The 26,416-nt window shown below is 68.3% G+C and carries 21 protein-coding genes and 1 tRNA gene; 6 read left to right on the forward strand and 16 right to left on the reverse strand.

Annotated features, from left to right (window positions below; genetic code table 11):
* Positions 1 to 103 precede the first annotated feature (103 nt).
* The 9 genes from cysN to ACTWNK_RS38945 form a co-directional block, all read right to left on the reverse strand.
* The gene (gene cysN / locus ACTWNK_RS38905) at positions 104 to 1,369 is read right to left on the reverse strand and encodes a sulfate adenylyltransferase subunit CysN (protein WP_474309931.1); all 1,266 of its coding nucleotides are present in this window, start codon (positions 1,367 to 1,369) and stop codon (positions 104 to 106) included.
* 2 nt (positions 1,370 to 1,371) lie between these two features.
* Complete coding sequence (gene cysD / locus ACTWNK_RS38910; protein WP_474309932.1) at positions 1,372 to 2,286, reverse strand: sulfate adenylyltransferase subunit CysD; 915 nt, start codon at positions 2,284 to 2,286, stop codon at positions 1,372 to 1,374.
* A gap of 23 nt (positions 2,287 to 2,309) precedes the next feature.
* Positions 2,310 to 3,074, reverse strand: a complete 765-nt coding sequence (locus tag ACTWNK_RS38915; RefSeq protein WP_474309933.1) for a 3'(2'),5'-bisphosphate nucleotidase CysQ — start codon at positions 3,072 to 3,074, stop codon at positions 2,310 to 2,312.
* Positions 3,074 to 4,513, reverse strand: coding sequence for a sugar transferase (locus ACTWNK_RS38920; RefSeq protein ID WP_474311122.1), 1,440 nt, complete (start codon positions 4,511 to 4,513; stop codon positions 3,074 to 3,076). The genes ACTWNK_RS38915 and ACTWNK_RS38920 overlap by 1 nt, the downstream gene beginning before the upstream one ends.
* Positions 4,514 to 4,621: 108 nt before the next feature.
* Positions 4,622 to 5,206: an aminoacyl-tRNA hydrolase gene (gene pth, locus ACTWNK_RS38925; protein ID WP_474309934.1), complete on the reverse strand. Its 585-nt coding sequence runs from the start codon at positions 5,204 to 5,206 to the stop codon at positions 4,622 to 4,624.
* 70 nt (positions 5,207 to 5,276) lie between these two features.
* Positions 5,277 to 5,885, reverse strand: coding sequence for a 50S ribosomal protein L25/general stress protein Ctc (locus ACTWNK_RS38930; protein WP_474309935.1), 609 nt, complete (start codon positions 5,883 to 5,885; stop codon positions 5,277 to 5,279).
* 96 nt (positions 5,886 to 5,981) lie between these two features.
* On the reverse strand, positions 5,982 to 6,959 hold the full coding sequence (locus tag ACTWNK_RS38935) for a ribose-phosphate diphosphokinase (protein ID WP_474309936.1): 978 nt from the start codon (positions 6,957 to 6,959) through the stop codon (positions 5,982 to 5,984).
* Positions 6,956 to 8,404: a bifunctional UDP-N-acetylglucosamine diphosphorylase/glucosamine-1-phosphate N-acetyltransferase GlmU gene (gene glmU / locus ACTWNK_RS38940; RefSeq protein ID WP_474309937.1), complete on the reverse strand. Its 1,449-nt coding sequence runs from the start codon at positions 8,402 to 8,404 to the stop codon at positions 6,956 to 6,958. The genes ACTWNK_RS38935 and glmU overlap by 4 nt, the downstream gene beginning before the upstream one ends.
* A 127-nt stretch (positions 8,405 to 8,531) precedes the next feature.
* Positions 8,532 to 8,603 (reverse strand) — tRNA-Gln (locus ACTWNK_RS38945).
* Between the two features lie 251 nt (positions 8,604 to 8,854).
* Between ACTWNK_RS38945 and ACTWNK_RS38950 the strand changes: the two genes are divergently transcribed.
* The 4 genes from ACTWNK_RS38950 to ACTWNK_RS38965 are packed head-to-tail and all read left to right on the forward strand — an operon-like array spanning position 8,855 to position 13,722.
* Positions 8,855 to 9,793, forward strand: coding sequence for an acyl-CoA desaturase (locus tag ACTWNK_RS38950; protein WP_474309938.1), 939 nt, complete (start codon positions 8,855 to 8,857; stop codon positions 9,791 to 9,793).
* Between the two features lie 43 nt (positions 9,794 to 9,836).
* Positions 9,837 to 10,784, forward strand: coding sequence for a TetR/AcrR family transcriptional regulator (locus ACTWNK_RS38955; RefSeq protein WP_474311123.1), 948 nt, complete (start codon positions 9,837 to 9,839; stop codon positions 10,782 to 10,784).
* A gap of 39 nt (positions 10,785 to 10,823) precedes the next feature.
* Positions 10,824 to 12,884, forward strand: a complete 2,061-nt coding sequence (locus ACTWNK_RS38960; RefSeq protein ID WP_474309939.1) for an RNA degradosome polyphosphate kinase — start codon at positions 10,824 to 10,826, stop codon at positions 12,882 to 12,884.
* Positions 12,877 to 13,722 (forward strand): NUDIX hydrolase, encoded by an 846-nt coding sequence (locus ACTWNK_RS38965; RefSeq protein ID WP_474309940.1) that lies wholly within the window; start codon positions 12,877 to 12,879, stop codon positions 13,720 to 13,722. The genes ACTWNK_RS38960 and ACTWNK_RS38965 overlap by 8 nt, the downstream gene beginning before the upstream one ends.
* A 78-nt stretch (positions 13,723 to 13,800) precedes the next feature.
* Here the strand turns inward: ACTWNK_RS38965 and ACTWNK_RS38970 are convergent, their stop codons facing one another.
* From ACTWNK_RS38970 to ACTWNK_RS38980, 3 genes are all read right to left on the reverse strand, one after another.
* Positions 13,801 to 15,267 (reverse strand): CYTH and CHAD domain-containing protein, encoded by a 1,467-nt coding sequence (locus tag ACTWNK_RS38970; RefSeq protein WP_474309941.1) that lies wholly within the window; start codon positions 15,265 to 15,267, stop codon positions 13,801 to 13,803.
* A gap of 69 nt (positions 15,268 to 15,336) precedes the next feature.
* Complete coding sequence (locus tag ACTWNK_RS38975) at positions 15,337 to 15,819, reverse strand: VOC family protein (RefSeq protein WP_474309942.1); 483 nt, start codon at positions 15,817 to 15,819, stop codon at positions 15,337 to 15,339.
* On the reverse strand, positions 15,816 to 16,577 hold the full coding sequence (locus ACTWNK_RS38980; protein WP_474309943.1) for a trans-aconitate 2-methyltransferase: 762 nt from the start codon (positions 16,575 to 16,577) through the stop codon (positions 15,816 to 15,818). The genes ACTWNK_RS38975 and ACTWNK_RS38980 overlap by 4 nt, the downstream gene beginning before the upstream one ends.
* Before the next feature lie 595 nt (positions 16,578 to 17,172).
* On the opposite strand from ACTWNK_RS38980, the gene ACTWNK_RS38985 reads away from it, so the two are divergent.
* Positions 17,173 to 17,664 carry a MarR family winged helix-turn-helix transcriptional regulator gene (locus ACTWNK_RS38985; RefSeq protein ID WP_474309944.1) on the forward strand — a complete coding sequence of 164 codons (492 nt, stop codon included), beginning with the start codon at positions 17,173 to 17,175 and terminating at the stop codon, positions 17,662 to 17,664.
* 541 nt (positions 17,665 to 18,205) lie between these two features.
* On the opposite strand, the gene ACTWNK_RS38990 is transcribed toward ACTWNK_RS38985, so the two are convergent.
* The 3 genes from ACTWNK_RS38990 to ACTWNK_RS39000 form a co-directional block, all read right to left on the reverse strand.
* The gene (locus ACTWNK_RS38990) at positions 18,206 to 20,020 is read right to left on the reverse strand and encodes an ABC-F family ATP-binding cassette domain-containing protein (RefSeq protein ID WP_474309945.1); all 1,815 of its coding nucleotides are present in this window, start codon (positions 20,018 to 20,020) and stop codon (positions 18,206 to 18,208) included.
* 447 nt (positions 20,021 to 20,467) lie between these two features.
* Positions 20,468 to 21,532, reverse strand: a complete 1,065-nt coding sequence (locus ACTWNK_RS38995) for a hypothetical protein (RefSeq protein WP_474309946.1) — start codon at positions 21,530 to 21,532, stop codon at positions 20,468 to 20,470.
* 254 nt (positions 21,533 to 21,786) lie between these two features.
* Entirely contained in the window at positions 21,787 to 22,701 is a 915-nt protein-coding gene (locus ACTWNK_RS39000) for a 4-(cytidine 5'-diphospho)-2-C-methyl-D-erythritol kinase (protein ID WP_474309947.1), read from the reverse strand.
* Positions 22,702 to 22,866: 165 nt separating this feature from the next.
* On the opposite strand from ACTWNK_RS39000, the gene ACTWNK_RS39005 reads away from it, so the two are divergent.
* Complete coding sequence (locus ACTWNK_RS39005; protein WP_474309948.1) at positions 22,867 to 23,928, forward strand: arginase family protein; 1,062 nt, start codon at positions 22,867 to 22,869, stop codon at positions 23,926 to 23,928.
* Positions 23,929 to 24,068: 140 nt separating this feature from the next.
* Here ACTWNK_RS39005 and ACTWNK_RS39010 read toward each other — a convergent pair whose 3' ends face one another.
* Positions 24,069 to 25,493 (reverse strand): C40 family peptidase, encoded by a 1,425-nt coding sequence (locus ACTWNK_RS39010; RefSeq protein WP_474309949.1) that lies wholly within the window; start codon positions 25,491 to 25,493, stop codon positions 24,069 to 24,071.
* Between the last annotated feature and the right edge of the window lie 923 nt (positions 25,494 to 26,416).

The raw sequence follows: 26,416 nt of genomic DNA on the forward strand, positions 1-26,416 counted from the left end.
GAACGCAAAAGGATCTACCTTCCGCCGCTCCTTCACCCGGCGGTCAGGCCGCCATACGCACAAAAAGCGGGCGGCCACGACGACCGCCCGCCTCTGCGGAGCGTCAGGTACGGGCGTCCAGGATCATGCCCGCGGCCACCGTGGTGTTGCTGGCCTCGTCGATGAGGATGAAGCCGCCCGTGAGCCGGTTACGCGCGTAGTCGTCGACGAACAGCGGCTGGGTGATCCGCAGCGACACCCGGCCGATCTCGTTGAGCCCGAGTGCGCTCGCGCTCTCGTCGCGGTGCAGCGTGTTGACGTCGAGGCGGTAGTGCAACGCGCGCACGAGCGCCTTGGCCGTACGGGTGGTGTGCTTGATGGTCAGCTTGGAGCGCGGCGCCAGCTTGACCCCGTCGGCCATCCAGCAGATCATCGCGTCGATCTCCTGGGCGACCTGCGGCTGGTTGTTCGGCCTGCAGATCAGGTCGCCCCTGGAGACGTCGATGTCGTCCTCGAGCCTGAGCGTCACCGACATGGGCGGGAACGCCTCCTCGACCGGGCCGTCGAAGGTGTCGATGGCCGCGATGCGGGTGGTCAGGCCCGAGGGCAGGTGCAGGACCTCGTCGCCGGGCTTGAGCACGCCTCCGGCGACCTGGCCGGCATAGCCGCGGTAGTCGTGGAAGGCGTGGTCGGTGGCGCGCTGCGGCCTGATGACGTACTGCACGGGGAAGCGCACGTCGACCAGGTTGCGGTCGGAGGCGATGTGCACGTTCTCCAGGTGGTGCAGCAGCGAGGAGCCGTTGTACCAGGGCATGTTCTCCGAGCGGGAGACCACGTTGTCGCCGTTGAGCGCCGAGATCGGGATGAAGGTCAGGTCGGTGACGTTGAGCTTGGAGGCGAAGGCGGTGAACTCCTCGCGGATCTCCTCGAACCGCTCCTGGGAGTAGTCGACGAGGTCCATCTTGTTGACCGCGAGCACGAGGTGCGGCACGCGCAGCAGCGAGGTGAGGAAGGCATGCCTGCGCGACTGCTCGAGCACGCCCTTGCGGGCGTCGATGAGGATGATCGCCAGGTCGGCGGTGGAGGCGCCGGTCACCATGTTGCGGGTGTACTGGATGTGGCCCGGGGTGTCGGCGATGATGAACTTGCGCTTGGGCGTGGCGAAGTAGCGGTAGGCCACGTCGATCGTGATGCCCTGCTCGCGCTCGGCCCGCAGGCCGTCGGTGAGCAGCGACAGGTCGGTGTACTCGGTGCCGCGGTCGCGCGAGGTGCGCTCGACGGCTTCGAGCTGGTCTTCGAAGATCGCCTTGGAGTCGAAGAGCAGCCGGCCGATCAGCGTGGACTTCCCGTCGTCGACGGAGCCCGCGGTGGCGAAACGGAGAATGTCCATGGTTAGAAGTAGCCCTCACGCTTGCGGTCTTCCATCGCGGCCTCGGAGGTCCGGTCGTCGGCGCGGGTGGCGCCGCGCTCGGTGACCCGGGTGGCGGCGATCTCGGCGATGATCTCCTCGACGGTGGCGGCCGACGACTGCACGGCGCCCGTCACGGTGGCGTCGCCGACCGTGCGGTAGCGCACGACGGCCTCGAACAGCGGCTCGTCGTCACCCCTGTTCGTCCAGGGGTTGTCGGCCAGCAGCATGCCGTCACGCTCGAAGACCAGACGGCTGTGCGCGTAGTAGATCGACGGGATCTCGATGCCCTCGCGGCGGATGTAGTCCCAGATGTCGAGCTCGGTCCAGTTGGACAGCGGGAAGACCCGGATGTGCTCGCCCTGGCGGATCCGGCCGTTGTAGAGGTTCCACAGCTCGGGACGCTGGTTCTTGGGGTCCCACTGGCCGAACTCGTCGCGGAAGGAGAACACCCGCTCCTTGGCCCTGGCCTTCTCCTCGTCCCTGCGGGCCCCGCCGAACACGGCGTCGTGCCTGCCGTCCTCGATGGCGTCGAGCAACGTGGTGGTCTGCAGCCGGTTGCGCGAGGCCCTGCGGCCGGTCTCCTCCGCGACCCTGCCCTGGTCGATGGACTCCTGTACGGAGGCCACGATCAGCTTGGCGCCGAGCTCCTCCGAACGCCGGTCGCGGAACTCGATGACCTCGGGGAAGTTGTGCCCGGTGTCGACGTGCATGAGCGGGAAGGGGATCGGCGCGGGCCAGAAGGCCTTCTCGGCGATGCGGAGCATCACGATCGAGTCTTTGCCACCGGAGAAGAGCAGACAGGGACGCTCGAACTCGGCGGCCACCTCACGCATGATGTGGATGGCCTCTGCCTCGAGAACGTCGAGCTGCGACGTGGTGTAGTCGCGCTGCAGCATGGGGGCTTCCTCCGGGGCTAGCGCTAACGGTGCAGGTCCCGGATCCCGGCGAGCAACGATGACGCCAGTTCCGGTAGGGAAACAAGAATATCGGGCAGAGAAGGGTCCTCATGGTTGTAGGTCAGCACAGAGCCGTCGATACGACTCGTGTGCGCCCCCGCCGCCTGCGCCACGGCCACCGGAGCGGCCGAATCCCATTCGTACTGCCCGCCCGCGTGCACGTAGGCCTCGACCTCGCCGGTGAGGACCGCGGAGATCTTCGCACCGGCCGAACCGATCGGCACCAGGTCGGCCCCGACCAGATAGGCCAGCTTCTGCACGAACTCGGGCGGCCTCGTCCTGCTCACCGCGATGCGGAAGCGCCCGCTCTGGAAGGCGGGCAGCACGGGCGGCTCGACCGTCGACAGGGTGCGGCCCTGCGCGGGCAGCGCCACCGCTCCGGCCACCAGGGCGCCGCGCTCCCACAACGCCACGTGGACCGCCCAGTCGGCGCGCCCCTCCTCGGCGAACTCACGGGTGCCGTCGAGCGGGTCGACGATCCACACGCGCGAGGCCGCCACCCGCTTGGGGTCGTGGCGCTCCTCGCGGGTGGCCTCCTCCGACAGCACGTGGTCGCTCGGGCGCAGCCTGGCCAGGGCCTCGGTCAGGAAGAGGTGCGACGCCCTGTCACCGGCGGCGCGCAGCGCGGGAGGCTCGCCGAAGCCCTCCCGCTCACGCAGCGCGAGCAGCCGTGCGCCCGCCTCGGCGGCCAGGTCGGCCGCGAGAGCGTGGTCGTCGCGAATCGTCATCAATAGGCTCCTTGCCCGCGTGCGACAGCCGCCCAAGTCTTCCACAGGATCTGCAGATCGAGCATGAGGGACCAGTTCTCGACATATCGCAGGTCCAACCGTACAGACTCCTCCCACGACAGGTCCGATCGGCCGCTCACCTGCCACAGCCCGGTCAGCCCCGGGCGCACGAGCAGCCGCCTGCGGACGTCGTCGCCGTAGCGGGCCACCTCGTCGGGCAGCGGGGGCCTCGGCCCGACCAGCGACATGTGCCCGAGCAGCACGTTGAGCAGCTGGGGCAGCTCGTCGAGGGAGTGCCTGCGCATGCGGGCGCCGAGCGGCGTGACCCTCGGATCGTTGCGCACCTTGAACAGCACGCCGTCGCCCTCGCTCGTCAGCGCCACCTTCAGCCGCTCGGCGTCGCTGCGCATAGTGCGGAACTTCACAATCGTGAACGGCCTGCCGTCCCTGCCGACGCGGATCTGACGGAACAGCGCGGGCCCCTGGCTGGTGGAGCGTACGGCCAGCGCGAGCCCGATCAGGAGCGGCGAGAGCACCAGCAGCAACGCGAGTGCGACCAGCCGGTCGAAGACGTTCTTCACCAGCTGCCTGGCCCCGACCAGCTCGGGATGCTCCACGTGCAGCAGCGGCAGCCCGGCGGCCGGCCGGATCGTCGTGCGCGGCCCGGCGACCTCCATCAGCGCGGGCGCCACCACCAGCTCGGTGTGCGTGCGCTCGAGACGCCAGGCGAGTCTGCGCAGGGCGACGCCGTCCATCTCGGGACAGGCGAGCACGGCCACGGTGTCGGCGTCGAGCTGCTCCACGACCAGCGGCACGTCGCTGAAGCCGCCCGCGACCGGCACGCCGCCGACCAGCTCGCCCGGTGCGTCCTCGGGCAGGCAGGCTGCCACCACCTCCATGCCGTGGTAGCGCTCCTTGCGGAACATCCGCACCAGGTCGTCGATCGCCGCCCGGTGCCCGACCGCCACCACCTTGCGCATGCACGCGCCGCTCGCCCTGCTGCGGTGCAGCGAGCGGCGCAGGCCGTACCTGAACAGGAGGGTGAGCAGGGTGGTCAGCGGCAGGGCCAGGACGACATAGCCGCGGGCGACGTCGGTCTTGGTGACATAGGCGCAGATGGCCATGGCCGCGGTCAGCGCGAGGCCGCACTGCACCACGCGGCGGAACTCCTCCGAGCCGATGCCGATCAGCCTGGGCTCGTAGGCCCGGTTGAGCGTGACGGCGAGCACCCACACCAGCGGCAGTGCGGCGCTGAGCACGAGATACGGCGTCACATAGGGCGTGACCTCGCCGAAGCGCGCGAAGAAGGCGAGCAGCGCCCCCGCGCCCGCGCAGACCAGGTCGGCGACCAGCGCCCTGACCCGGTAGACCCGCATCCACCCCGGCATGCGGGGGCTGGTCCGCCATGTCATGGGCGGATCGGCCCGCACGACGGTCATCAGCCGCTCACTCACGTCCACCCCCGTGTGATGCGTTCATCACCAGACAGTCAAGGAATGGTAGCCACGAGTAGTACGGCGCAGGCCGCGAAAGGACCTTTGCGGCGCTTAGCGCGGAGGACCGGAAATGTTCAGGTCAACGGCGTGGAAGGCATTCTGAGTGGCTTCGAGACCCCGCTCCATCAGCGACTCGGCCACATCGGCGGCCCGGTCGAGGAGAAAGTCCAGATCCTTGCGCTCGGCCGTGCCGAAGTCCTTGAGCACGAACGCCGCGGCATCCATCCGCCCGGGCGGCCTGCCGATGCCGAACCTGACCCGGAAGTAGTCCTTGGTGCCCAGCGAGGCGCTGATCGACTTCAGGCCGTTGTGGCCGTTGTCGCCGCCGCCGAACTTGGCCCTGAGCGCGCCGTAGGGCACGTCGAGCTCGTCGTGCACGACGATCAGCCGGTCGGGCGTCACCTTGTAGTAGTCGAGCAGCGCCTTGACCGGACCGCCCGAGAGGTTCATGAAGCGCCACGGCTTGGCCAGGACGGCCTTCGGCGTCACCAGGAGGTGGGCGCCGCTCCTGTCGGCCTTGAACGACCCTCCGGCACGGGCGGCCAGCTCGTGGGTGACCATGAAGCCGACGTTGTGCCGGTTCTTCTCGTACTGCTTGTCGGGGTTGCCCAGCCCGGCGATCAGCCAGCGGTCCATCTCATCCCATCCGTCGGTTATGCCGAAGGGGCAGCCGGACGTCGCCCGGCTGCCCCTCCTGAAAGCGGACCTACTCGGCGGCCTCTTCGGAGGCGGCCTCGCCGGACTCGGCGGCCTCGCCGTCGGCGTCCTCGGCGGACTCGGTGGGCTTGGCGGTGACGTGCAGGATCAGCGTCTCGGGGTCGGCGGCGAGCGTCGAGCCCTTGGGCAGCTTGAGCTCGGCGGCGGTGACCTGGGTGCCGACCTCGAGGCCGTCGACGTCGACCTCGATGCCGGTCGGGATGTGGGTGGCCTCGGCCTCGACCGCGATGGACACGGCCTGCTGGTCGAGGATGCCGTCGGAGGAGACGTCGCCGACGACGGTGACCGGGATCTCGACCGTGACCTTCTCGCCACGCTTGACCAGGAGCAGGTCGAGGTGCTCGATGAAGCCCTTGATCGGGTCGCGCTGCACGCCCTTGGGCAGGCAGAGCTCGTCGACGCCGTCACCCTTGACGTGGATGAGCACGTTGGCGGTGCGCAGCGCGAGCAGGACCTCGTGACCGGGCAGCGTCAGGTGCCTGGGCTCGGTGCCGTGTCCGTAGAGGACGGCCGGGACCTTGTTGGTGCGGCGGATGGCGCGGGCGGCGCCCTTGCCGAACACCGTGCGGGACTCGGCGGCGATCTGAACTTCGGCCATGACATCTCCTAGGGATGCTTGACGATCGGGGACTGCGCTCTCCCTCATCCGCCCTAGCGGGAGGCGTTACGAACGCAACCTGCTAAGGGTACCCGCTCAGGAGTCGCCCTCGAACATGCTCGTCACCGACCCGTCGCTGAACACCTCGGTGATGGCCCTGGCGATGAGCGGCGCGATCGACAGCACGGTGAGCTTGTCGAACTTCTTGTCCTCCGTCAGCGGCAGCGTGTTGGTGACGATGACCTCGGAGATGCGGGAGTTCTTCAGCCGGTCGACCGCGGGGTCGGAGAAGACGGCGTGGGTGGCGGCCACGATGACGTTGGTCGCGCCCTGCTCGTAGAGGGCGTCGGCCGCCTTGCAGATCGTGCCCGCGGTGTCGATCATGTCGTCGATCAGCACACACGTGCGACCGCGTACCTTGCCGACGACCTCGTTGACCTTCACCGAGTTGGCCACGTCGAGGTCGCGGCGCTTGTGGATGAAGGCCATCGGCGTGCCGAGCGTGTCGGCCCAGCGCTCCGACAGCCGCACCCGGCCGGTGTCGGGCGAGACGATCGTGGTGTTGGCCAGGTCGAGCTTGTCCTTGAGGTAGCGCTCAAGGACCGGCATGGCGAACAGGTGGTCGACGGGGCCGTCGAAGAAGCCCTGGATCTGCGAGGTGTGCAGGTCGATCGACATCAGCCGGTCGGCGCCCGCGGTCTTGAACAGGTCGGCCATCAGTCGCGCGGTGATCGGCTCGCGGCCCCTGCCCTTCTTGTCCTGCCTGGCATAGCCGAAGAACGGCATGACCACGGTGATGCGCTTGGCGGAGGCCCGCTTCAGCGCATCGACCATGATGAGCTGTTCCATGATCCATTTGTTGATCGGGCCGGTGTGGCTCTGGATCACGAAGGCGTCGCAGCCTCGTACGGACTCCAGGTAACGGGCGTAGATCTCGCCGTTGGCGAAGTCGATCAGTTTGGTCGGTGTCAGCGAGACGCCCAGGTTCTGCGCCACCTCGGCTGCCAGCTCCGGATAGGCCCTTCCGGAGAAGAACATGAGGTTCTTCTCGCCAGGCTGCTTGATGCTGGTCACTTACCACTCTCCTGCTGTTCTTCGGTGAGGGCCTGTGCGGCGGCCCCTGCCGACTTCGTGCCCGCGCGCCTGCGCAAGACCCATTTCTCGATGTTGCGCTGCCGCGCTCTCGCCACGCCGATCGCCCCGGGGGGGACGTCCCCGTCGATCACCGATCCGGCCGCCGTGTAGGCGCCGTCGCCGATGGTCACCGGAGCGACGAGCATGGTGTCACAGCCGACGAAGGCGTGATCGCCCACCGTGGTGTGATGCTTGTTGACCCCGTCGTAGTTGACGAAGACCACCGCGGCGCCGATGTTGACGCCCTCGCCGATCGTCGCGTCCCCGACGTAGGACAGATGGGGCACCTTCGAGCCGTCGCCGACCTTGGCGTTCTTCAGCTCGACATAGGTGCCCGCCTTGGACTTCCGCCCGAGCTCGGCGCCGGGCCGCAGGTAGGCGTAGGGCCCGACGCTGGCCTCCGGGCCGACCACGGCGCTGTCGCACACGGCGTTGCGCACGACGGCTCCCGCGCCCACCCGGGTGTCGGTGAGCGTGGAGGCGGGCCCGATCTGGGCGCCGGTCTCGATCGTGGTGGAGCCGTGCAGCTGGGTGCCGGGATGGACGACGACGTCGGGCTCGATCTCGACCGTGACGTCGATCCAGGTGCTGGCGGGGTCGACGACCGTGACGCCCGCCCGCATGTGGGCGGTCAGGACGCGCTCGTTGAGCACCTTGCGGGCGAAGGACAGCTGCACCCTGTCGTTGACGCCCTCGACCTCGACGTAGTCGGCCGCGACGTGCGCGCCGACCCGGTGGCCGTCCTCGCGCAGGATCGAGAGCACGTCGGTGAGGTACTCCTCGCCCTGGGAGTTGTCGGTGGAGACCCGCTTGACGGCGTCGGCGAGCAGCAGGCCGTCGAAGGCGTAGACGCCCGAGTTCATCTCGTCGATGGCGCGCTGCTCGGGCGTGGCGTCCTTCTGCTCGACGATGGCGAGCACGGCGCCCGCGGGGTCGCGGATGATGCGGCCGTATCCGGTGGGGTCGGGGACCACGGCGGTCAGCACGGTGACCGCGTTGCCCTCGGCGGTGTGCTCGCGCAGCAGTCCGGCGAGCGTCTCGGTGCGCAGCAGCGGCGTGTCGCCGTAGGTCACCAGGACGGTGCCCGCGATGGCGCCGACCTCTTCGAGGACCGTGCGCACGGCGTGTCCGGTGCCGCGCTGCTCGCTCTGCACGACGGCCTTGGCGTCGGGGCTGGTACGGCCGAGATGCGCGCCGACGCGTTCGCGCTCATGGCCTATGACAACGATGAGCCGCTCGGGTCCGAGACCGCGAGCGGCTGTGAGCATGTGGTCGACCAACGTGCGGCCGCACAGCTCGTGGAGCACCTTTGGGGTGCGGGATTTCATCCGGGTACCCTCGCCTGCTGCGAGGACGACGACTGCTGCCGGGCGTGGCACACTCACGGACAGAGGCTCCCTGTGGCTGGACGGTTCAGGGCTGTTGGCACGGTTACCGCGCCGCCACCCTCCCGACATCGTGAGGATACCTGCCGGGTCTGGGTCGGTCCCACCTGGGATGACTTGATCTAGGCTCCCGGAAGAGGACTCGAACCCCTACAAAGTGGACCAAAACCACTTGTCCTGCCGATTAGACGATCCGGGATGGGATCACGCTGGCTCCTACGATACCGATCCCTTGCGCGCGTGCGCGCGACGCCCGCCGTACCTGAGCATCGAATAGTGGCGCATATAACAGAGGCGGCGGCGTGGCCGCAAGTCGCGGAACCCACTGGGGTGACGCCGGAGGCCGTCATCTTTCGCACATTCGCGCTTAGGGATTCCTAACTTACGCTGACGTAGGTTACGGTTGCGTAGCCAGGACAAAATTCCCATTGACGCCGCGAGAGGCAGCACATGACCGTCGTTGAAGAGCGCACGACACCCGGTCCAAAGCCCGACGTCGACCCTGAGCCCAAGACCAGGCCCGAGCTCATCACCTTCGGATTCGTCGTCGGCCTGCCCCTCGTGGCACTGGTCGCCGCCGTGCCTCTGGCCTGGGGCTGGGGCCTCGGCTGGACCGACATCATCATCGCCACCGTCTTCTACCTGGTGACCGGCCTCGGCGTCACGGTGGGCCTGCACCGCTTCTTCACGCACGGCTCGTTCAAGGCCAAGCGGCCACTCAAGATCGCACTCGGCATCGCGGGCAGCCTCTCCCTGGAGATGTCGGTCCTCGACTGGGTCGCCACCCACCGCAAGCACCACAAGTTCTCCGACAAGGAGGGCGACCCGCACTCCCCGTGGCGCTTCGGCCCCGGCTTCAAGGCGCTGACCAAGGGCCTGCTGTACGCGCACATGGGCTGGCTGTTCGAGAGCGAGCGCACCAACCGGGAGAAGTACGCCCCGGACCTGGTCAAGGACCCGGACATCATCAAGCTGCACAAGTGGTTCCCGGTCATGGCGATCACCTCCATGGTGGCGCCGCCGGTGCTGGGCGGGCTCATCACCTGGTCGTGGCAGGGCGCGCTGACCGCCTTCTTCTGGGGCACGCTCGTCCGCATCGGCCTGCTGCACCACGTCACCTGGTCGATCAACTCCATCTGCCACGTGTTCGGCGACGAGGTCTTCCAGAGCCGCGACAAGTCGCGCAACGTGTGGTGGCTGGCGCTGCCCTCCTTCGGCGAGTCCTGGCACAACCTGCACCACTCCGACCCGACCTGCGCCAGGCACGGCGCGCTCAAGGGGCAGATCGACCTGAGCGCCGGGCTCATCCGCATCTTCGAGAAGCTGGGCTGGGCCTACGACGTGCGCTGGCCCACCCCCGAGCGCCTGGCGGCGAAGCGCATTGGCTGATCGAACAGCTACGGTTCCCACCGCTCCGGTGGGAACCGTCATGATGGATCCCGTGACCACCGAACCTCGAGCACGCCGACGCATGTCGGGCAAGGAGCGCAGAGAGCAGCTCATCCAGATCAGTCGCACGCTGTTCGCAGAAAAGGGGTTCGACGGCACCTCCATCGAGGAGATCGCGGCCACGGCCAAGGTCTCCAAGCCGGTCGTCTACGAACACTTCGGCGGCAAGGAGGGCGTCTACGCCGTCGTCGTCGACAGGGAGATGCAGAAGCTGCTCGGCATGGTGACCGAGGCGCTGTCGGCCTCGCACGCCCTGATCAAGCTGGAGCGCGCCGCCCTGGCCCTGCTGCACTACATCGAGGAGAGCAGCGAGGGCTTCCGCATCCTCGTACGCGACTCGCACGCCGCCTCGGGCACCGGCACGTTCGCCAGCCTGATCAGCGAGATCGCCAGCCAGGTCGAGGACGTGCTCGCCGACGAGTTCAAGGTGCGGGGCTACGACCCCAACCTGGCGCCCATGTATGCCCAGATGCTGGTCGGCATGGTGGCGCTCACCGGGCAGTGGTGGCTCGACGTGCGCAAGCCCGGCCGTGAGGAGGTCGCGGCGCACCTGGTGAACCTGGCCTGGAACGGCCTCACCGCGCTCAACCCGAGCCCCGGCATCACCGCCGCGACCCGCACGGTCACGGTCAAGCCGCTGCTGCCCCGCCCCAGCGAGAAGGAGCTGCGCGAGCTGGAGAAGGCCCGCGACCGCGAGCTCAAGGAGGCGGAGAAGGAGCGCGAGCGCCAGGCCAAGGAGGCCGACAAGGAGCGCGAACGGCTGGCGAAGGAGGCCGACAAGGCCAGGGCGCGCGAGCTGAAGGAGCGCGAACGGCTGGCCAAGGAGACCGAAAAGGCCCTCGAACGCGAGGAGCGGCTGCGCGAGCGGGAGAACAGGCTGGCCGAGCGCCAGGCAAGATTGCAACAGCAAGAGAAAGCAGTTGAACCGTAGTTCACTTTCTGTTCAACCAAGTTGGGCATATTGGTCCATATGTCCGCCGAGCTCTTGCATCCTGGTAACCATCTGCCCCTCCCACAGGAGCGGTTTCTCAACCGTGAGGAGAGCTGGCTCCAGTTCAACCAGCGCGTGCTCGAACTCGCCGAGGACAACTCGCTCCCCCTGCTCGAACGGGTCAGATTCCTGGCCATCTTCGCCAGCAACCTCGACGAGTTCTTCCGCGTGCGCGTGGCGGGACTCAAGCGCCGGATGGCCACCGGCCTGCTGCTGCGGGCCAAGAGCGGACTGAAGCCGCGCGAGGAACTGGCCAGGATCGCCACCATCGCCGACGGCCTGGCCCGCAGGCACGCCGCCGTCTTCCACGAGATCGTCAACCCGCAGCTCGCGGCCGAAGGCATCGAGATCGTGCGCTGGGACGACCTCGGCCGCGAGGAGCGCACCGAGCTGCGCAAGCTGTTCAGGGAACGCATCAGGCCGGTCCTGACGCCGCTGGCCGTCGACCCCGCCCATCCCTTCCCCTACATCTCGGGCCTCTCGCTCAACCTGGCCGTCGTCGTGCGCAACCCGGGCGACGGGCACACCGTCTTCGCCCGGGTCAAGGTGCCCTCGCAGCTGCCCAGGTTCGTGGCCGCCTCCAAGGACAGGTTCGTCCCGCTCGAAGATGTGATCGCCGCCCATCTCGGCCAGCTGTTCAAGGGCATGGAGATCGTCCAGCACCATGCCTTCAGGGTGACGCGCAACGAGGACCTCGACGTCGACGAGGACGTGACCGAGAACCTGATGAAGGCCCTGGAGAAGGAGCTGCTGCGCCGCCGCTTCGGCTCTCCCGTGCGCCTGGAGGTCGAGGACACCATCACGCCCGAGGTGCTCGAACTGCTCGTCGACGAGCTCGACGTCGCGCCGCACGAGATCTCCATGCTCACCGGGCCGCTCGACCTCGGCGGCCTGCACGCCATCGCCGACCTCGACCGGGGCGAGCTCAGCTTCAGGCCCTTCGTGCCCGCCGAGGCCGTACACGCCGAGGACGACATCTTCTCCGTCCTGCGTGACCGCGACATCCTGCTGCACCACCCCTACGACTCCTTCGCCACCAGCGTGCAGCGCTTCATCGAGGCCGCGGCCGAGGACCCGCACGTCCTGGCGATCAAGCAGACGCTGTACCGCACGAGCGGCGACTCCCCCATCGTCGACGCCCTGATCGACGCGGCCGAGGCGGGCAAGCAGGTCGTCGTGGTGGTCGAGATCAAGGCCAGGTTCGACGAGCACGCCAACATCTCCTGGGCGCGCAAGCTCGAACGCGCCGGATGCCACGTCGTCTACGGCGTCGTCGGCCTGAAGACCCACTGCAAACTCGCCCTCGTCGTACGGCAGGAGCCGTCGGGCGAGCTGCGGCGCTACTGCCACATCGGGACCGGCAACTACAACCCCAAGACCGCACGGATGTACGAGGACTTCGGCCTGCTCACGGCCGATCCGCTGGTCGGCGAGGACGTCACCGACCTGTTCATCCATCTGACCGGCTACTCCAACCACTCGGCCTACCGGCGGCTGCTGGTGGCTCCGCACTCGCTGCGCGGCGGGTTGCTGGCCAGGATCGAGCGGGAGATCGCCCACCAGCAGGCGGGCAGGCCGGCCAGGATCAGGATCAAGACCAACTCGCTGGTCGACGAGCCGCTCATCGACGCCCTCTACCGGGCCTCGCAGGCTGGTGTGCAGATCGATCTGTGGGTACGCGGGGTCTGCACCCTGCGTCCAGGCATTCCGGAGTTGTCGGAGAACATCCGGGTGCGTTCCATCCTTGGGCGATTCCTTGAGCACTCGCGTGTCTACGAGTTCGGGCTGGGCAGGCGGCCCGAGGTGTGGATCGGGAGTGCCGACCTGATGCGCCGCAACCTCGACCGCAGGGTCGAGGCGCTGGTGAAGGTCTCCAGTTCACAACACCGGCAGTACCTCATCGAGCTCATGGACAGGGCCACCTCCGACGCGACGGCCGCCTGGTGGCTCAACGCGGACGGCTCCTGGGTCAGGCACGAGGGCGAAGACCTGCAGACGCATCTCATCGGCACCCGGCGCTGGAGGACCGTTGATGACTGAGGTGATCAGAGCGGCAGGAGCCGTGCTCTGGCGGGGTGACGAACACTCCCCCGAGGTGGCGCTCGTCCACCGGCCCAGGTACGACGACTGGACCTTCCCCAAGGGCAAGCTCAAGCACGGCGAGCACGTCATCGCGGGCGCGTTGCGCGAGGTCGAGGAGGAGAGCGGCCTCACCGTGACGCTCGGCAGGGCGCTTCCCCCCGTCCACTACCTCAAGGACGGCAGGCTCAAGCGGGTCGACTACTGGTCGGCGCGTGCGGTCTCGGGAACGTTCGCGCCCGGCGAGGAGGTCGACGAGCTGCGCTGGCTGCCCGCCGTACGGGCCAGGGCGCTGCTCACCTACGAGTGGGACGCCGGGCTGCTGCGCGCGCTCATGGCGGCGCCGCTGACCACCGTGCCGCTGGTGCTGCTGCGGCACGCGCAGGCCGGGTCGCGTCAGCGGTGGCAGGGCGACGACCGGCTGCGACCGCTCGACGAGGAGGGCAGGGCGCAGGCCGCGACGGTCGCGAGCGTGCTGCCCGCCTACCGCCCCGACGTGCTGATCAGCTCGCCGAGCGCCCGCTGCGTGCAGACGCTCGAAGGCTACTCGCGCGACATCGTCGCCGAGACGGTGCTGAGCGAGCCCGGCTACGACGCCGTCGCCGCACTCGGCCTGCTGGAGGACCTGCGGGTGCCCGCCGCCGTGTGCAGCCACGGCAAGGTCCTGCCCGAACTGATCTCCGGGCTCACCGGCAAGGACGTCCACCTGCGCAAGGGCGCCTTCGCGGTGCTGCACCGCACGTTCGACCGGGCGAGCGGCGAGGACCGGGTGATCAGCGTGGAACGTTACGCGACGTAGCGCTGTCGGGTGTCACAGGAGTTTGGCGACACCCGGCCCGCCACCTCCTCCTCACGCACGTCCACGAGCTGTCGGGTGTCACAGGAGTTTGGCGACAGCCGAGACGGTCTCCTCCCACACGTCGGGGAACTCCTCGTGTGCGCGTTCGGCTCTGGCGCGTTCGACTGCGACGAGCACGCCGTAGGTGAAGGTGTCCTCGCCCGCCTGCCTGGCCGCCTCGGCCTCCTTGAGCAGGGTCTCCTGCGCGACGACGCCGTCCTGGTACAGGCCGAGCACCTCCTGGACGTTCTCGGCACGCTTGGCGAGTTTGCCCAGGCCGAGCGCCTCGGCGGTGTACCTGGCCCGTTTGGCCGCCTTGCGCACGTCGTGCATGGCGATCTCGCGCCGGTCGAGGTCGTCGATGGCCTGTGCGGTGGCGTAGGCGTCGGTCACCCTGGCCCAGTTCCTGGCCGCGACCTCCTCCAGCGTGACGTCGGCCGGCTTGGCCGCGCGCTTGCCGAGCGGCGGGTCGGTGACCAGCTGGTCGAGGGCGTCCAGCAGGAGGAAGTAGCGCTGTTCGCTCAGGGTGCGCCTGATCTCCTCATAAGCCTCGCCCTCACGCGTGAGCAGGTCGTCGCCCAGTCTGACCTTGATCGGGCCGATCACCAGCTCGGCGGTCAGCTCGCCGATCAGGTCGGCGTACCTGGCCCGGATCACCTCCAGGTCCCTGACCTCGCCCAGCACATTGCCGAGCCACTGCAGCTCGTCCTGGATCGCGTCGGTGCCCGGCACGATGGTCTTGAACGCCTTCAGCGCACTGCGCAGCCTTCGCGCGGCCACACGCATCTGGTGCACGGCGTCGTCCTCGGCCCGCCGTACCCGGGGGTCCTGGGAGAGCAGGGCGTTGACCTGCGACAGGAGGTAGTCGACGACGACCTCGCCCGCCGAGCCCGGCTCGGTGTGCGCCTTGAGCGCGGGCGGGCGGTCCAGGAGCCTGGCGAGTTTGCTGGCCGAGCTCGCCGGGGTGGCTCCGGCCTTGGCCAGGCGCTTGCCCACCCTGGCGAGCAGGGCCTCGTCGCCGCCCAGCAGCTCGGCCTCGACCTCGCGCCAGCGCTCCACCTTGGGCTCGGCGTTCTCGCCCGCGAACACCGTGCCCTTGACGCGGTCGTCCGCGATCTCCACGAGCTGCCTGTCGCCGTCGTGCAGCGTGACGACCGTACGTTTGGTGTCGAGCTCGGCGACCACCACCAGCTCGGCGCCCCGTGTGTAGGCGGTGACCAGGGTGGCCAGCTCCTCGGGGACGATCTTGGTACTGCGGGTCAGGGGGTGGGTGATCTCCTGGCGCACGCCTTTGGCCTTGGGCAGCTTCAGGTGCCAGCCCGGGTCGGCTCCGCCCCGTCGCCGTCTGAGCGTGACGCCCCTGGCCGCGAGCCTGAAATCGGCCGTGTCGTAATAGAGAGCCACGAGCTGGTGCCCCTTCGGGCCGACCACCTCGCCGAGCTTGCTCAGGTCGGGAATGACGTACTCAGCTGGGACGTCGAACTTGTCCTCGATCTCGATACCCACAACACCCCGCAGTGGCGAATGGCGACTGGATGGACGATTGCGGACAATCATGCCATTCGCGGGTGAACATCACACGGCTTGCAGGAGTTCGATTCTGTTACCTACGGGGTCGAACACGTAGATCCGCCGGTATCCGGGAAACAGCAGGTCAACGTTGTGGGGGGAGTTCGTGTGGGGGGCGGGGGCGTCTTGGTTGCTTGGTTGCGGGTTCGTGCGGGCGTCTAGGTTGCTTGGGTCCGGGTCCGGGTCCGCGTGGGGTGCGGGGGCGCTTGGTTGCGGGTTCGTGGAGGCGTCGAGGTTGGTTGGTTTCGTGTAGGCGTCGAGGTCGTGCACGATGAAGGCGGGATGGGCCTTGCGGGCCGGTCTGAAGTCCTCCTCGATCCCGAGATGGATCTCCACACCCGTGCCCCGGAACCAGCAGCCGCCTCGCTTGGCCAGCTCAGGCGGCTTCGGCACCTCGGTCAGGCCCAGGTACCCGGCGTAGAACGCCCTGAGCGCCTCCTCACTGCCCGGCGGAGCCGCGAGCTGCACGTGATGCAGTGCGACGATCATGTACGCCTCCCCACGACGAAGATCCTCCTGAACGGGAACACCGTGCCGTACGGCTGGGCCGGGTACGCCTGGCTCAACACCTGCGCGCACTCCCGGCGGAACTCCGCGCGCTCGTCCGGGTCGTCGAGCCGATCCAGCATCGGCCGCAACGCCGTACCCGAGATCCACCCGAGCACGGCATCCGTCCCCTGCAACACATGCAGGTACGTCGTCTCCCAGGCGTCCACCTTGAGCCCCAGCCCTTCGAGCCTGGCCAGATAGTCCTGCGGCCCGCCGACCGGGTCCTCCCGTACGAGATCGCCCAGCACCGATCCCCATCTCGGACCGCGACACACCTGCCTGATCAAACTATGACTCGGCGCATCGAAGTTCCCCGGCACCTGAAACGCGAGCCACCCCTTCGCCGCGAGCGCCCCCGCCCACCGATCGAGCACCTCGCCATGCGCGGGCACCCATTGGAGTACGGCGTTGCTGACGAGCACGTCGATCGGCCGGTCCGGTGTCCAGGTGGTGACATCGGCCACCTCCAGCGCCCCCTTCAGCGCGTCGGGCGCCTTGGCGATCATCGCCGCCGAGGAGTCGAACCCGCGCACGGTGGCACGCGGCCAACGCCGGGCCAGTTCGATCGTCAGTTCTCCGGTGCCGCAACCGGCGTCCACGACATAATCGGGACTGTCAGCCCGGACTCGCGCAATCAACTCGAAGAACGGCCTGGCACGCTCGTCGGCGTAACGGCCGTAGATTTCAGGGTCCCACATATCTCTCGACATCAAGATAATTGATATCGAGAGGAGTGTCTCGATGTCAAGACAGTAGACTCCTCGTATGACGCACCACGAGATTCCGACCGGGGAAACGCCTGATTTTGGGGCGGGGTTTGATGCGGTGGGGTTGGGCGGGGGGGATGTTGTGGGACGTGGGAGCTTGGGCGGGTTCGACGAGCGCCGTGCTGGTGATCATGGGGAGACGGACGCTTCGGTCAGGCGACGCGGTGGCGGAAGCGCAACGGCGAGCGGAACCGACGAACGCCACCCCAGCGGCTACGGGTTGACAGACACCTCGGACGAGCGGCGCGGAGGCGGACGGGGATCTGCCGGGCGAAGCGGGGGCGGACGGGGATCTGCGGGCGGTTCCGATGAGCGCCACGCTGAGGGACGTGGGCTGGTGGACGCCTCGGACGGAAGACGTGGAGCCACAGGCGAGTCTGGCGGACGCCATGCTGATGGGCTTGAGACTTCTGGTGATCCGGACGAGCGCAATGCAGTCGACCGTGAGGCCGGCGGGCGCGAGATCGGTGGGCGTGGTGCGGCTGGACGAGGGGGCGGTGGGCGGGGGCAGCGGCGGAATGGGAGTGTGAGTGAGGACGAGGTCGACCGGTTGGTCGCGTCGTGGCGGCTGGAGAGGCCGGACCTTGATGTTGGACCGCTACAGGTACTGAGCCGCGTCTCGCGCCTGGCCAGACATCTGGACCGTGCCCGCCGGGCGGCCTTCGCCGAGCACGGTCTGGAGCCGTGGGAGTTCGACGTGCTCACCACACTCCGCCGCTCGGGCGAGCCGTACGAACTCAGCCCTGGCGTACTGCTCCGCGCCACCCTAGTCACGTCCGGCACCATGACCAACCGCATCGACCGCCTCACCCAGGCCGGCCTGGTTCGCCGCCGTCCCGACCCGGAAGACCGGCGAGGCGTACTCGTCTCCCTCACCGACGAGGGCCGCGCCCGCGTGGACGCCGCCTTCGCCGACCTCCTCCGCCGCGAACACGACCTCCTCGCCGCCCTCGGCCCCAACGACCAGCAAACCCTCGCCAACCTCCTCCGCACCCTCCTCACCCCCTTCGACGCCTGACCCCCGGCAGACCTGCCCCGTGAGAGCGTCGACCGAGCACAGTCGGGCCCGAGCGGTCAGATCAGCCATCGAGCCCTGCCGCAACAGCAGGCTGCCGAACACTCGCCGGCCTGGTGCGCACGGAGGGTGCCAACCGACCATAGGCAGCACGGTGCCGCCGGTCGAGCTGTAGACAGCTCAGCCTGGCCCATGGACATTGACGGATCGGCCTGCCGCAAGCCGACGAACCTGCCTTCGGGGGAGCCCCACGAATCTGCCTGCCGGAGCTGTTGGACCACCAGCAGGAGATCGGCGGGCTACCCGTAGGACGGCGGACATCAGCCGGAGATCGACAAGCTGCCCCTGGGGACGCTTGCGGACCACCAGCACGAGGTCGGCAGACTCCGGCATGAGGAAGACAGTCTTCCCAGACGAGAGAGGCAAACTGCCAGCAAATCAGGCGAACCAGCCTGCCGGAGGACCACCCCCACCAGCCCTGGCCACCTCAGCCCAGCCCAGGCGACGCAACGCGCCCCACCCCCGACGACTCCCGCCCCTACACCTACTCCCCCAGCCGATCCGCAACTTCCAGCCACTCAGCCTCGACCGCGTCCTTCTCCGCCAGCAGATCCTTCAGCTTGGCATCGAGCGATCCCAGCTTGGCGTAGTCGCTGGCCGCGTCCGCCATGGACGCGTGCAGCTTGGCCTCCTGCCCGGCGAACTTGTCGAGCTGGCGCTCCAAGCGGCTGAGCTCCTTGCGCAGTTCCCGCTCCTCCTTGGCCGAAAGCCCGGCGCCTGCCCCATCGGCCGAAGCCGGAGAAGCAGCCGCGGACGGCGCAGCCGCGACGCCGCCACTCGCCACGCGGGCCGTGACCGCCGCCCCGGCGGCCCGCCGCTGGAGGTACTCGTCCACCCCACCGGGCAGCATCGACAACTTCCCGTCGCCGAGCAGCGCGACACACCGGTCGGCCACCCGCTCAAGGAAGTAACGGTCATGGCTGACCAGAATCAGGGTGCCCGGCCAGCCGTCCAGCAGGTCTTCGAGTTCGTTCAGCGTCTCGATGTCGAGGTCGTTGGTCGGCTCGTCCAGCAGCAGTACGTTCGGGTCGTCCATGAGCAGCCGCAGCAGCTGCAACCGCCGCCGCTCGCCGCCCGACAGATCCCCGACGACCTTCCACTGCGCCTCGCCCTTGAACCCGAGCCGCTCAAGCAGCTGCGAAGCGGTCCACTCCCGCTTGCCAACCTGGATGTACTTGCGGATCTCCTCGACCGTCTCCAGCACACGCCGGGTCGGGTCCAGCTCGGTCAACTCCTGCGAAAGATGGGCAAGCCGTACCGTCTTGCCTCGGACAACACGCCCCGAGTCGGGCTGAACAGTGTCAGCGAGCAAGCGCAGCACCGATGACTTCCCCGACCCATTGACGCCGATCAGCCCGATCCGGTCGCCAGGCCCGAACTGCCACGTCATCCCGTCGAGCACCAGCGGCCCCGCCCCGGGCCCACCGGCATGCAGCGTCACGTCCTCCAGGTCGTACACCGTACGCCCAAGTCGGGCCGCCGCGAACTTCACCAGCTCCACGGTCTCCCGCGCCGGAGGCTCGTCGGCGATCAGCGCCTGCGCGGCGTCGATCCTGAACTTCGGCTTGGACGTACGCGCGGGCGGCCCACGCCGCAGCCACGCGATCTCCTTGCGCATCAGGTTCTGCCTGCGGTCCTCGGCGGCCTGCGCGATCCGCGCCCGCTCCGCCTTGGCCAGGACATAGGCGGCATAGCCACCTTCGTACCGCTCGACCCGCCCGTCGACGACCTCCCACGTACGTGTCGACACCGCGTCGAGGAACCATCTGTCGTGCGTCACCACCAGCAACGCGCTCTTACGCGCCGACAGATGCGACGCCAGCCAGGCGATCGCCTCGATGTCGAGGTGGTTGGTCGGCTCGTCCAGCATGATCAGGTCGTGCTCGTCGATGAGCAGCTTGGCCAGCGCCGTACGCCGCCGCTCCCCACCCGACAACTCCCCGGCCTTGGCCTCAAGATCCAGGTCCCCGATGAGATTGGCCAGAATCTCCCTGATCGCCTGATCCCCGGCCCACTCGTGCTCGGCCTTACCCCCAAGCACGATCTCCCGTACGGCAAGCGCCGGGTCGAGGTCGTCGCGCTGGGACAACATGCCCACGCGCAGCCCACGCGTATGCGTGACGCGCCCGCTGTCCGGTTTGACGTCACCCGCCACGACCGAGATCAGCGTGCTCTTCCCACCGCCGTTCCTGCCGACGACACCGATGCGCTCACCGGCCTCGATCCCGAGTGAGACATCGCTGAGAAGCGGCTTGGGCCCGTAGGCGTGGGAGACAGACTCCAGATTGACCAGATTCATCGCCCTCCAAGGGTATCGGCGAAACCAACCCCCAAGACGCGCAACACCACCTCCCAACCACCTCCACGCCTTCTCGCCTCGATCAGCCCCTCAGACCAGGACGAGATGCCCGGCACAGTCACCCCGACGGCATACGCACCCGCCACGACCTCCTCCCCTCGTCCCGCCAGTGCCCAGACCTGACCACCCATCCCGCCAGCGCCCAGACCTGATAGGAGCTCCCCGCCCATCCGGCGAGCGCGCAGCTACCCGATAAGCGTCCCAACGCCACCTCTCACTGAACGCTCGCAGCACAGCCCTCATCGCCCAAACCACCGCAGCTCGCCGACCCGCAGCCACCGAAACGCCAAACGCCAGCCAGCAGTCAGCAGACCCCAGCCGACAGACCGCGCTCGCCGGTCACCTCTCACTGCTCACCACTCGCCGGTCGCCGGTCGCCGGTCGACCCTAGCGGCGATTTGCCCAGATCACTCCGCCCCAACCGGAAGGCACCGCGCCAACCGCCCAAACGGAATTACCCCCCAGCTGCATGGCGAGGTCCCGCACAGCCGCCTTCTGATTCGGCGGAGTCGGGAAGGCCCCCGCTTCGACGCTGTCGACGCCCATGTGCAGGTACGCGCTGCCGCCTCCCTTGGCGCCGTACACAACCCACGCCCCGCCTCTGCCGTCAGGCTCCGCCTGGGCGCGCGGCTGGAAGCCCGGCTCGGGACGTACCTCGTAGTTCCAGCTGCCCGGATAGCCGGACAGCAGCAGCGTCTCGCCGCAGAACGACTTGTTCGCAGCACCGCACGGCCATGCGGCCCAGCCGACGGCCATGATCCTTCCGGTCTCGCCGTCCATCGCGACATCGGTCAGCTCCGAGATCTGACCCGGACGCGTGGCGGGAAGCGCCGGAAGTGCAGCCGCGCTCCAGGCCTTGCCGCTCCAGCGGGCAAGAGCCGCCTTGCCCTTCGCCGAACCCGCCGCCCACTTGCCGTCGATCCCCTTGATCACGATCGGCGTGGGCACCTTGCGCCACACCGTCCCGTACAGGCGTCGAAGCGTGGACTGCGCCTTCCACCCCGCCTTGCCCGTCGAGGGGAACACATTGGCGTTCTCGATAACCCAGAGGTTGTCGCCGATGGAGTACGCCCGATCGACCCGGCCGTGGCTCCACGGCTTGGCCTGCCAGCGTTTGCCGTCCCATCGTGCGTACCGCGACGTGCCGAACGCCCACACCCTCGTGTCGGACGCCGAAGCCAGCCGCTTTACGCGGAATCCCGGCCCGGTCACCCGCTTGAAGCTGGACCGCCCGCCCTTCAGCAGCAGCGACTCGACACCGCCACTCGAACGCCGCGTCCCGGCCACCCATACCGCCCCGCCCGACGTCACCGTGACCGCGTCGTAGACATCGCGACGATCATTGTGCACGACGCCCCACTGCCCGGCCGGAGCCACGGCATGAGCAGCGGTCGGCCCTGCGGCAACGGAGAACGCGACGACGACAGCGGTACCGCGAAGCAGTAATCCCATAAAGGATTAGACGCACCTAAATGCAGAAAAGTTGACACACCCCTGCCAAGCGCCAGTCACAACCCGCCCCAAGCAGAGCACACCCGACCAAGCTCAGCCGCCCACCCCGAGCCGGAACAGAGCCACCTTCGGACCGCACCGCGAACGACCGTGCGCCCCGCTCGTTTCACCTGGGCCCAAGCCCAACCGCACCCGCACATCTGTCGCGCAACCTAGATCGTCACGCAACGTCATCGGCCGACATCGGCGTACGGTCAATTGGGCCGGGCGAAGATCTCCGCCCCTGCCACGGGCCCGTACGCCGTCACCGTGGTACGGCAGACGCCCGACCCCATGAGCAACGCCGACAACTCGCTGGCCTGCTCCTCACCGGCGACGAGGAACGCACACGTCGGACCGGACCCCGACACGATCGCCCCCAGCGCCCCATGCTCACGCCCGGCGTCCAAGGTCCGGGCGAGTGATCTGCGCAGCATCAGCGCCGCAGGCTGCAGGTCGTTGGTGAGGTGGGCGCCGAGCGCCTGGGCATCACCTTCGGCCAGTGCCTTCACCAGTGCCTCACTCGCCTGAGGCCAGGCCACACGCTCACCCATCGCCAGCCGAAGGCGATCACACTCGGCATAGACCCGAGCCGTGGACAGACCACCGTCGGCCACCGCGAACACCCAATGGAACGTCCCGCCGGTAGGCAACTCGGCGAGTTGCTCGCCCCTACCCGTACCGATCGCAGTGCCGCCCATCAGCGAGAACGGCACATCACTGCCCAGATCCCCCGCGATCTCCATGAGATCCTCACGCGGCAGCCCCAGGCCCCACAACTCGTTGCACGCCACCAACGCCCCTGCGGCATCGGCGCTGCCTCCCGCCATCCCACCAGCTACCGGAATGGCCTTACGAATCACCAGGTCGACCCCATATGTGCGGCCGGCATGCTTGGCCAGGGCGCGGGCCGCCTGGATGGCGAGGTTGCCGTCGTCCAGCGGCACCTGATCGGCCGACTCGCCTTCGACCTTGATCGTGACTCGTTCGGACTCCTTGGCCTCGACCTCGTCGAAGAGTGAGACGGCGTGGAAAACATTGACCAGGTCGTGATACCCGTCGTCACGCAGCGGGCCCACCGAGAGCTGCACGTTGACCTTCGCGGGCACACGCACTTTCACGGAACTCATCGACCAGCTACCACTCTCATTGCCTGCTCAGTCACGGCTCTCGATGCTAGCGGGCCCTTCTTCAGCCGTACGCAAACCGCGAGACAAAGGATGTGCGATTCACCTCACGTGTCCATCTCGCCCCCTCACCATGTATCCGTCCCACCTCTTGGTAAGGAGCCACCCATGTCCACCCGCTCGACCACCTCGCTCACCATCGTCGAAGTCCCCCAATGGCAGGGCTCAGGCGCCCCCACCGCCCACCGCCTCAAGCACGGCCCCCACCTTCTGTCCGACCTCGCCCTCCCGCCCGGCTCGTCCTCCGTCGAAGCGGCGAACCGCCTTGTCGTCGAGGTGGGCGACACCACCGGGCATGCGGAGCTGGTGTCGACCGCCGAGAAGGTACGGGAGGCGTTGCGGCAGGCTGGGGGCGATTTGACGGTGACGTTCGGCGGAGACTGCGGCGTCGAACTCGAACCCGTCGCCGCAGCCGTACGCAAGTACGGCAGTGGCCTGGCGCTTGTCTGGTTCGACAGTCATGGCGACCTCAATACGCCCGAGTCCTCCCCTTCCGGCGCCTTCCACGGCATGATCCTTCGCACGATCCTCGGCGAAGGCCATGCCGACCTGGTACCTGCCCTTCCCCTTGAGTCGTCTCGCGTCGTTCTGGCCGGTGTCCGGGACCTGGACCAGGGCGAACAGGCGTACATCACCGAACACGGCGTACGCCACCTGACGGTCGCCGATCTGAACCCTGCCGGGTCGTATGCCGAGTCGTTTGCCGGGTCGTATGCCGATGAGGGGTCGTCTGGTGCGGAGGCGTTGGTTGAGGCGGTACGCGGATTGGCCGGGGATGAGGTTCGGGCGGTGTACATCCATATCGATCTTGACGTCCTGGACCCCGGTTCCTTCGCGTCAGTCGGTTTTCCTGCACCCGGCGGGCTCGGTCCGGAGCAGCTTGTCGCCCTGGTACGGGGGTTGGCGGGTGCCTTTGAGGTCGCGGGGCTCGGTATCACGGAGTACGAGCCTGCTGACGAGATGCAGGTGGAGGGCCGTGCTGCCTCAGGTTCGGCGTTCCCGGCTTCGGTGGGTGGTGGCGGCGTGGCGAGGGAGGCCGAAGCTTGGGATGGAGAGCGTCCTGAGGCGTACGAAGGTGTCGGGTCGCACGACGGTCGACTTTCCGGCGACAAGGACTTCGCCGTGCTGAAGAAGATCGTGCCTGCCATCGTCGCTGCCTGTCTCCGGTAGCAGTAGTCGCAGCCGTACAGTGCCTGCCTCCGGTAGCGGCAGCCGTACGGTGTGGGCCAGCCGCCGTCCCGCAGGGAGGGAGGTGGCGGCTGGCCACAGCGCTTGTGGCGGGGGCCGCGGTCTGGGGGGCTGGTGTGGGGTCAGCCGGGGCGGACTGCGCCTCTGAAGGTCTTGCGGTAGTACGTGGATGTGGTGAAGGCGGTCTTCTTGACGACGTCGCCGGTCTTGGGGGCGTGGATCATGGCACCGCCGGAGAGGTAGAGGCCTACGTGCGTGGGGTCGCCTGTGCCTCCGCCGAAGAAGACGAGGTCGCCTTGGCGCAGGTTGTCGAGGCTCACGCGTCTGCCCTGGCGGAACTGCGTTCCGGTGTAGTGGGCGAGTCTCACGCCCGCCTTGGACCAGGCGTACAGGGTCAGGCCTGAGCAGTCGAAGCCGACCGTGCCCGAGCCTCGGCCGATGCCGCGCGTCGGGCCGGTGGAGGAGCCGCCACCCCAGGAGAACGGCGTGCCGAGCTTGCCGATGGCGGCGGTGGCCGCCTTATGTCCCTTGTTCCCCTTGTGTCCCGTGGCGCTCTTGTGGCCCTTGGTGGTGGGTCGGGGGGTTGGTTTGGGTGTGGTGCGTGGGGGGTGGGAGGTGGCGCGGGAGTGGGGGCGGGTGTCCCTTGGGCGGGTGGATAGGCGTGTGGTGCGTTTGGATCTTGGGGTGCTGGCCGGCGTACTTCGAGGCGTGGCAGTGCTCGTCGGGGTGAGGGAGTTCGTGGAGGTGGGCGTGCTCGTGTCTGTTGGGGGGTTCTTCTCGGTGGGGGTGGGAGGAGGTAGGAGGACGGCGGTGAAGGTGGTGGTCTCGGGTGCTCTGAGCGATGACGCGGCGGGCGGGGGTTCGGCGCCCGTGTCCGGGGGGAGGCCCGGGTCCGGGATGTGGTCTGGGACCGGGGTGGGGGCTGGGCCCAAGGTAGAGCCTGTGTCCGAGGCTGAGCCTGTGCCCGGAGTTGGGGTTGAGGCTGGGGTGGGGCTTGAAGCCGGGGTTGGGGTGGGACCTGGGGTCGGGGTTGGGATGGGGCTGGATGGCCATTGCCAGGGCCAGGACTCAGGGAGTAGCCAGGACCACAGCGGAACTGGGGGCCACGGCGGAAGCGAACGCAGGAGCGACAGGGCGAGTGCTCCTGGCGAGGTGGGATGGCTGTGCGCAGGTGAAGGGAAGGTCGCTGGCTTTTTGGGCCTGGCTGCTTCGTTGCTTGCGGAGAGTGTGTTGCTTGCAGAGCTTGTGGAGTAGCGGGCGTCTGTCCAGGAGACGCCGCGTGTCGTGTCCGTGAAGGTGCATGCCGAGTTCAGGGTGGACGAGGCCATCCGGGTCCCCGTGGACTTCTGCGGTCGATCCACGGCGGGGCGCGAATGCGACAGCCTCTGGATGGGCGTGGACCCCGACCGCGGTTGAGGCAGGCCAGCGGTGAACGAAGGCGGAGGCTTCGGGCAGCGGGCGCCTGGCTGGGCGGGAGAGGCCAGAGGCTGAGGGGCGGGGACGGCCGTCAGGGTGGCGAGGAGGCCGCCGCCGACTGCGGTCCACATCACGCACCGGCCGTGAAGGTGAGACGAGTACGGGTCATCGTGATGCCTCCAGGAGAGCGTCTGTTGGGTGACGACGCCCAGGTTCCCTCGCAGCACGAGGCCCGCGTGGAGGCGAACGCGATTCTGTGGACAGGCGACAGCCCCGACACAACCCTGTGGACAACCAACGGCCTCCACACCGACCTAATGGCCTTGGCTTGGCCCTGAAGGCAGCCACCCCTGCGAACAGCCGACGCCCTACGCACAACCTGTGCACAAAGCTGGCGATCCAGACACCTGAGACTGAGCGCCAGTCGCCGGTTTCTCGCGTGAGCGAGCGGGATTACCCCGAGGCTCATAGGGGCATGCGCAGGCGGACAGGCGGACAGGCGGACAGGCGGACAGGCGGACAGGCGGACAGGCGGACAGGCGCACAGGCGCACAGGCGGACAGGCGGACAGGCGCACAGACGCACAGACGCACAGACGCACAGACGCACAGACGCACAGACGCACAGACGCACAGAGCACGCAAGCACGCGGGACAGAGCACGCAAGCACGCGAACAAGCGGCGCAAGCGTTCGGGCGCGGACCTGGTTGTCGTAGAGGTGAATGGAGGCTGGCTGCCGTTCACAGGGCTGCGTGTGGCAGCTGGTTGTCGTGGAGGCTGTTGGCCGCCTGCCGGACCGCACCTGAGCGCCGGTTGTCCACAGCCCCGCGCGGAGGGCGCCAGTTATCCACAACCCGGCGCGATCCCTCTCGACCGCCGCCAACACTGCGCCAGCATTGTCACCAGCCCACAACGCCACGCCAGGACCATCAACCGCCCACAGCACTACAGCAAGCCCCTCGACCGCCTACACCGCCGACCAGCACCGCCAGGCACCCGCCAAGCACCCGCCAGGCACCACCAGGCATCGTCAGCTCGCCACAGCACTGCACCA

Source organism: Nonomuraea sp. IBHARD001, assembly GCF_056106265.1.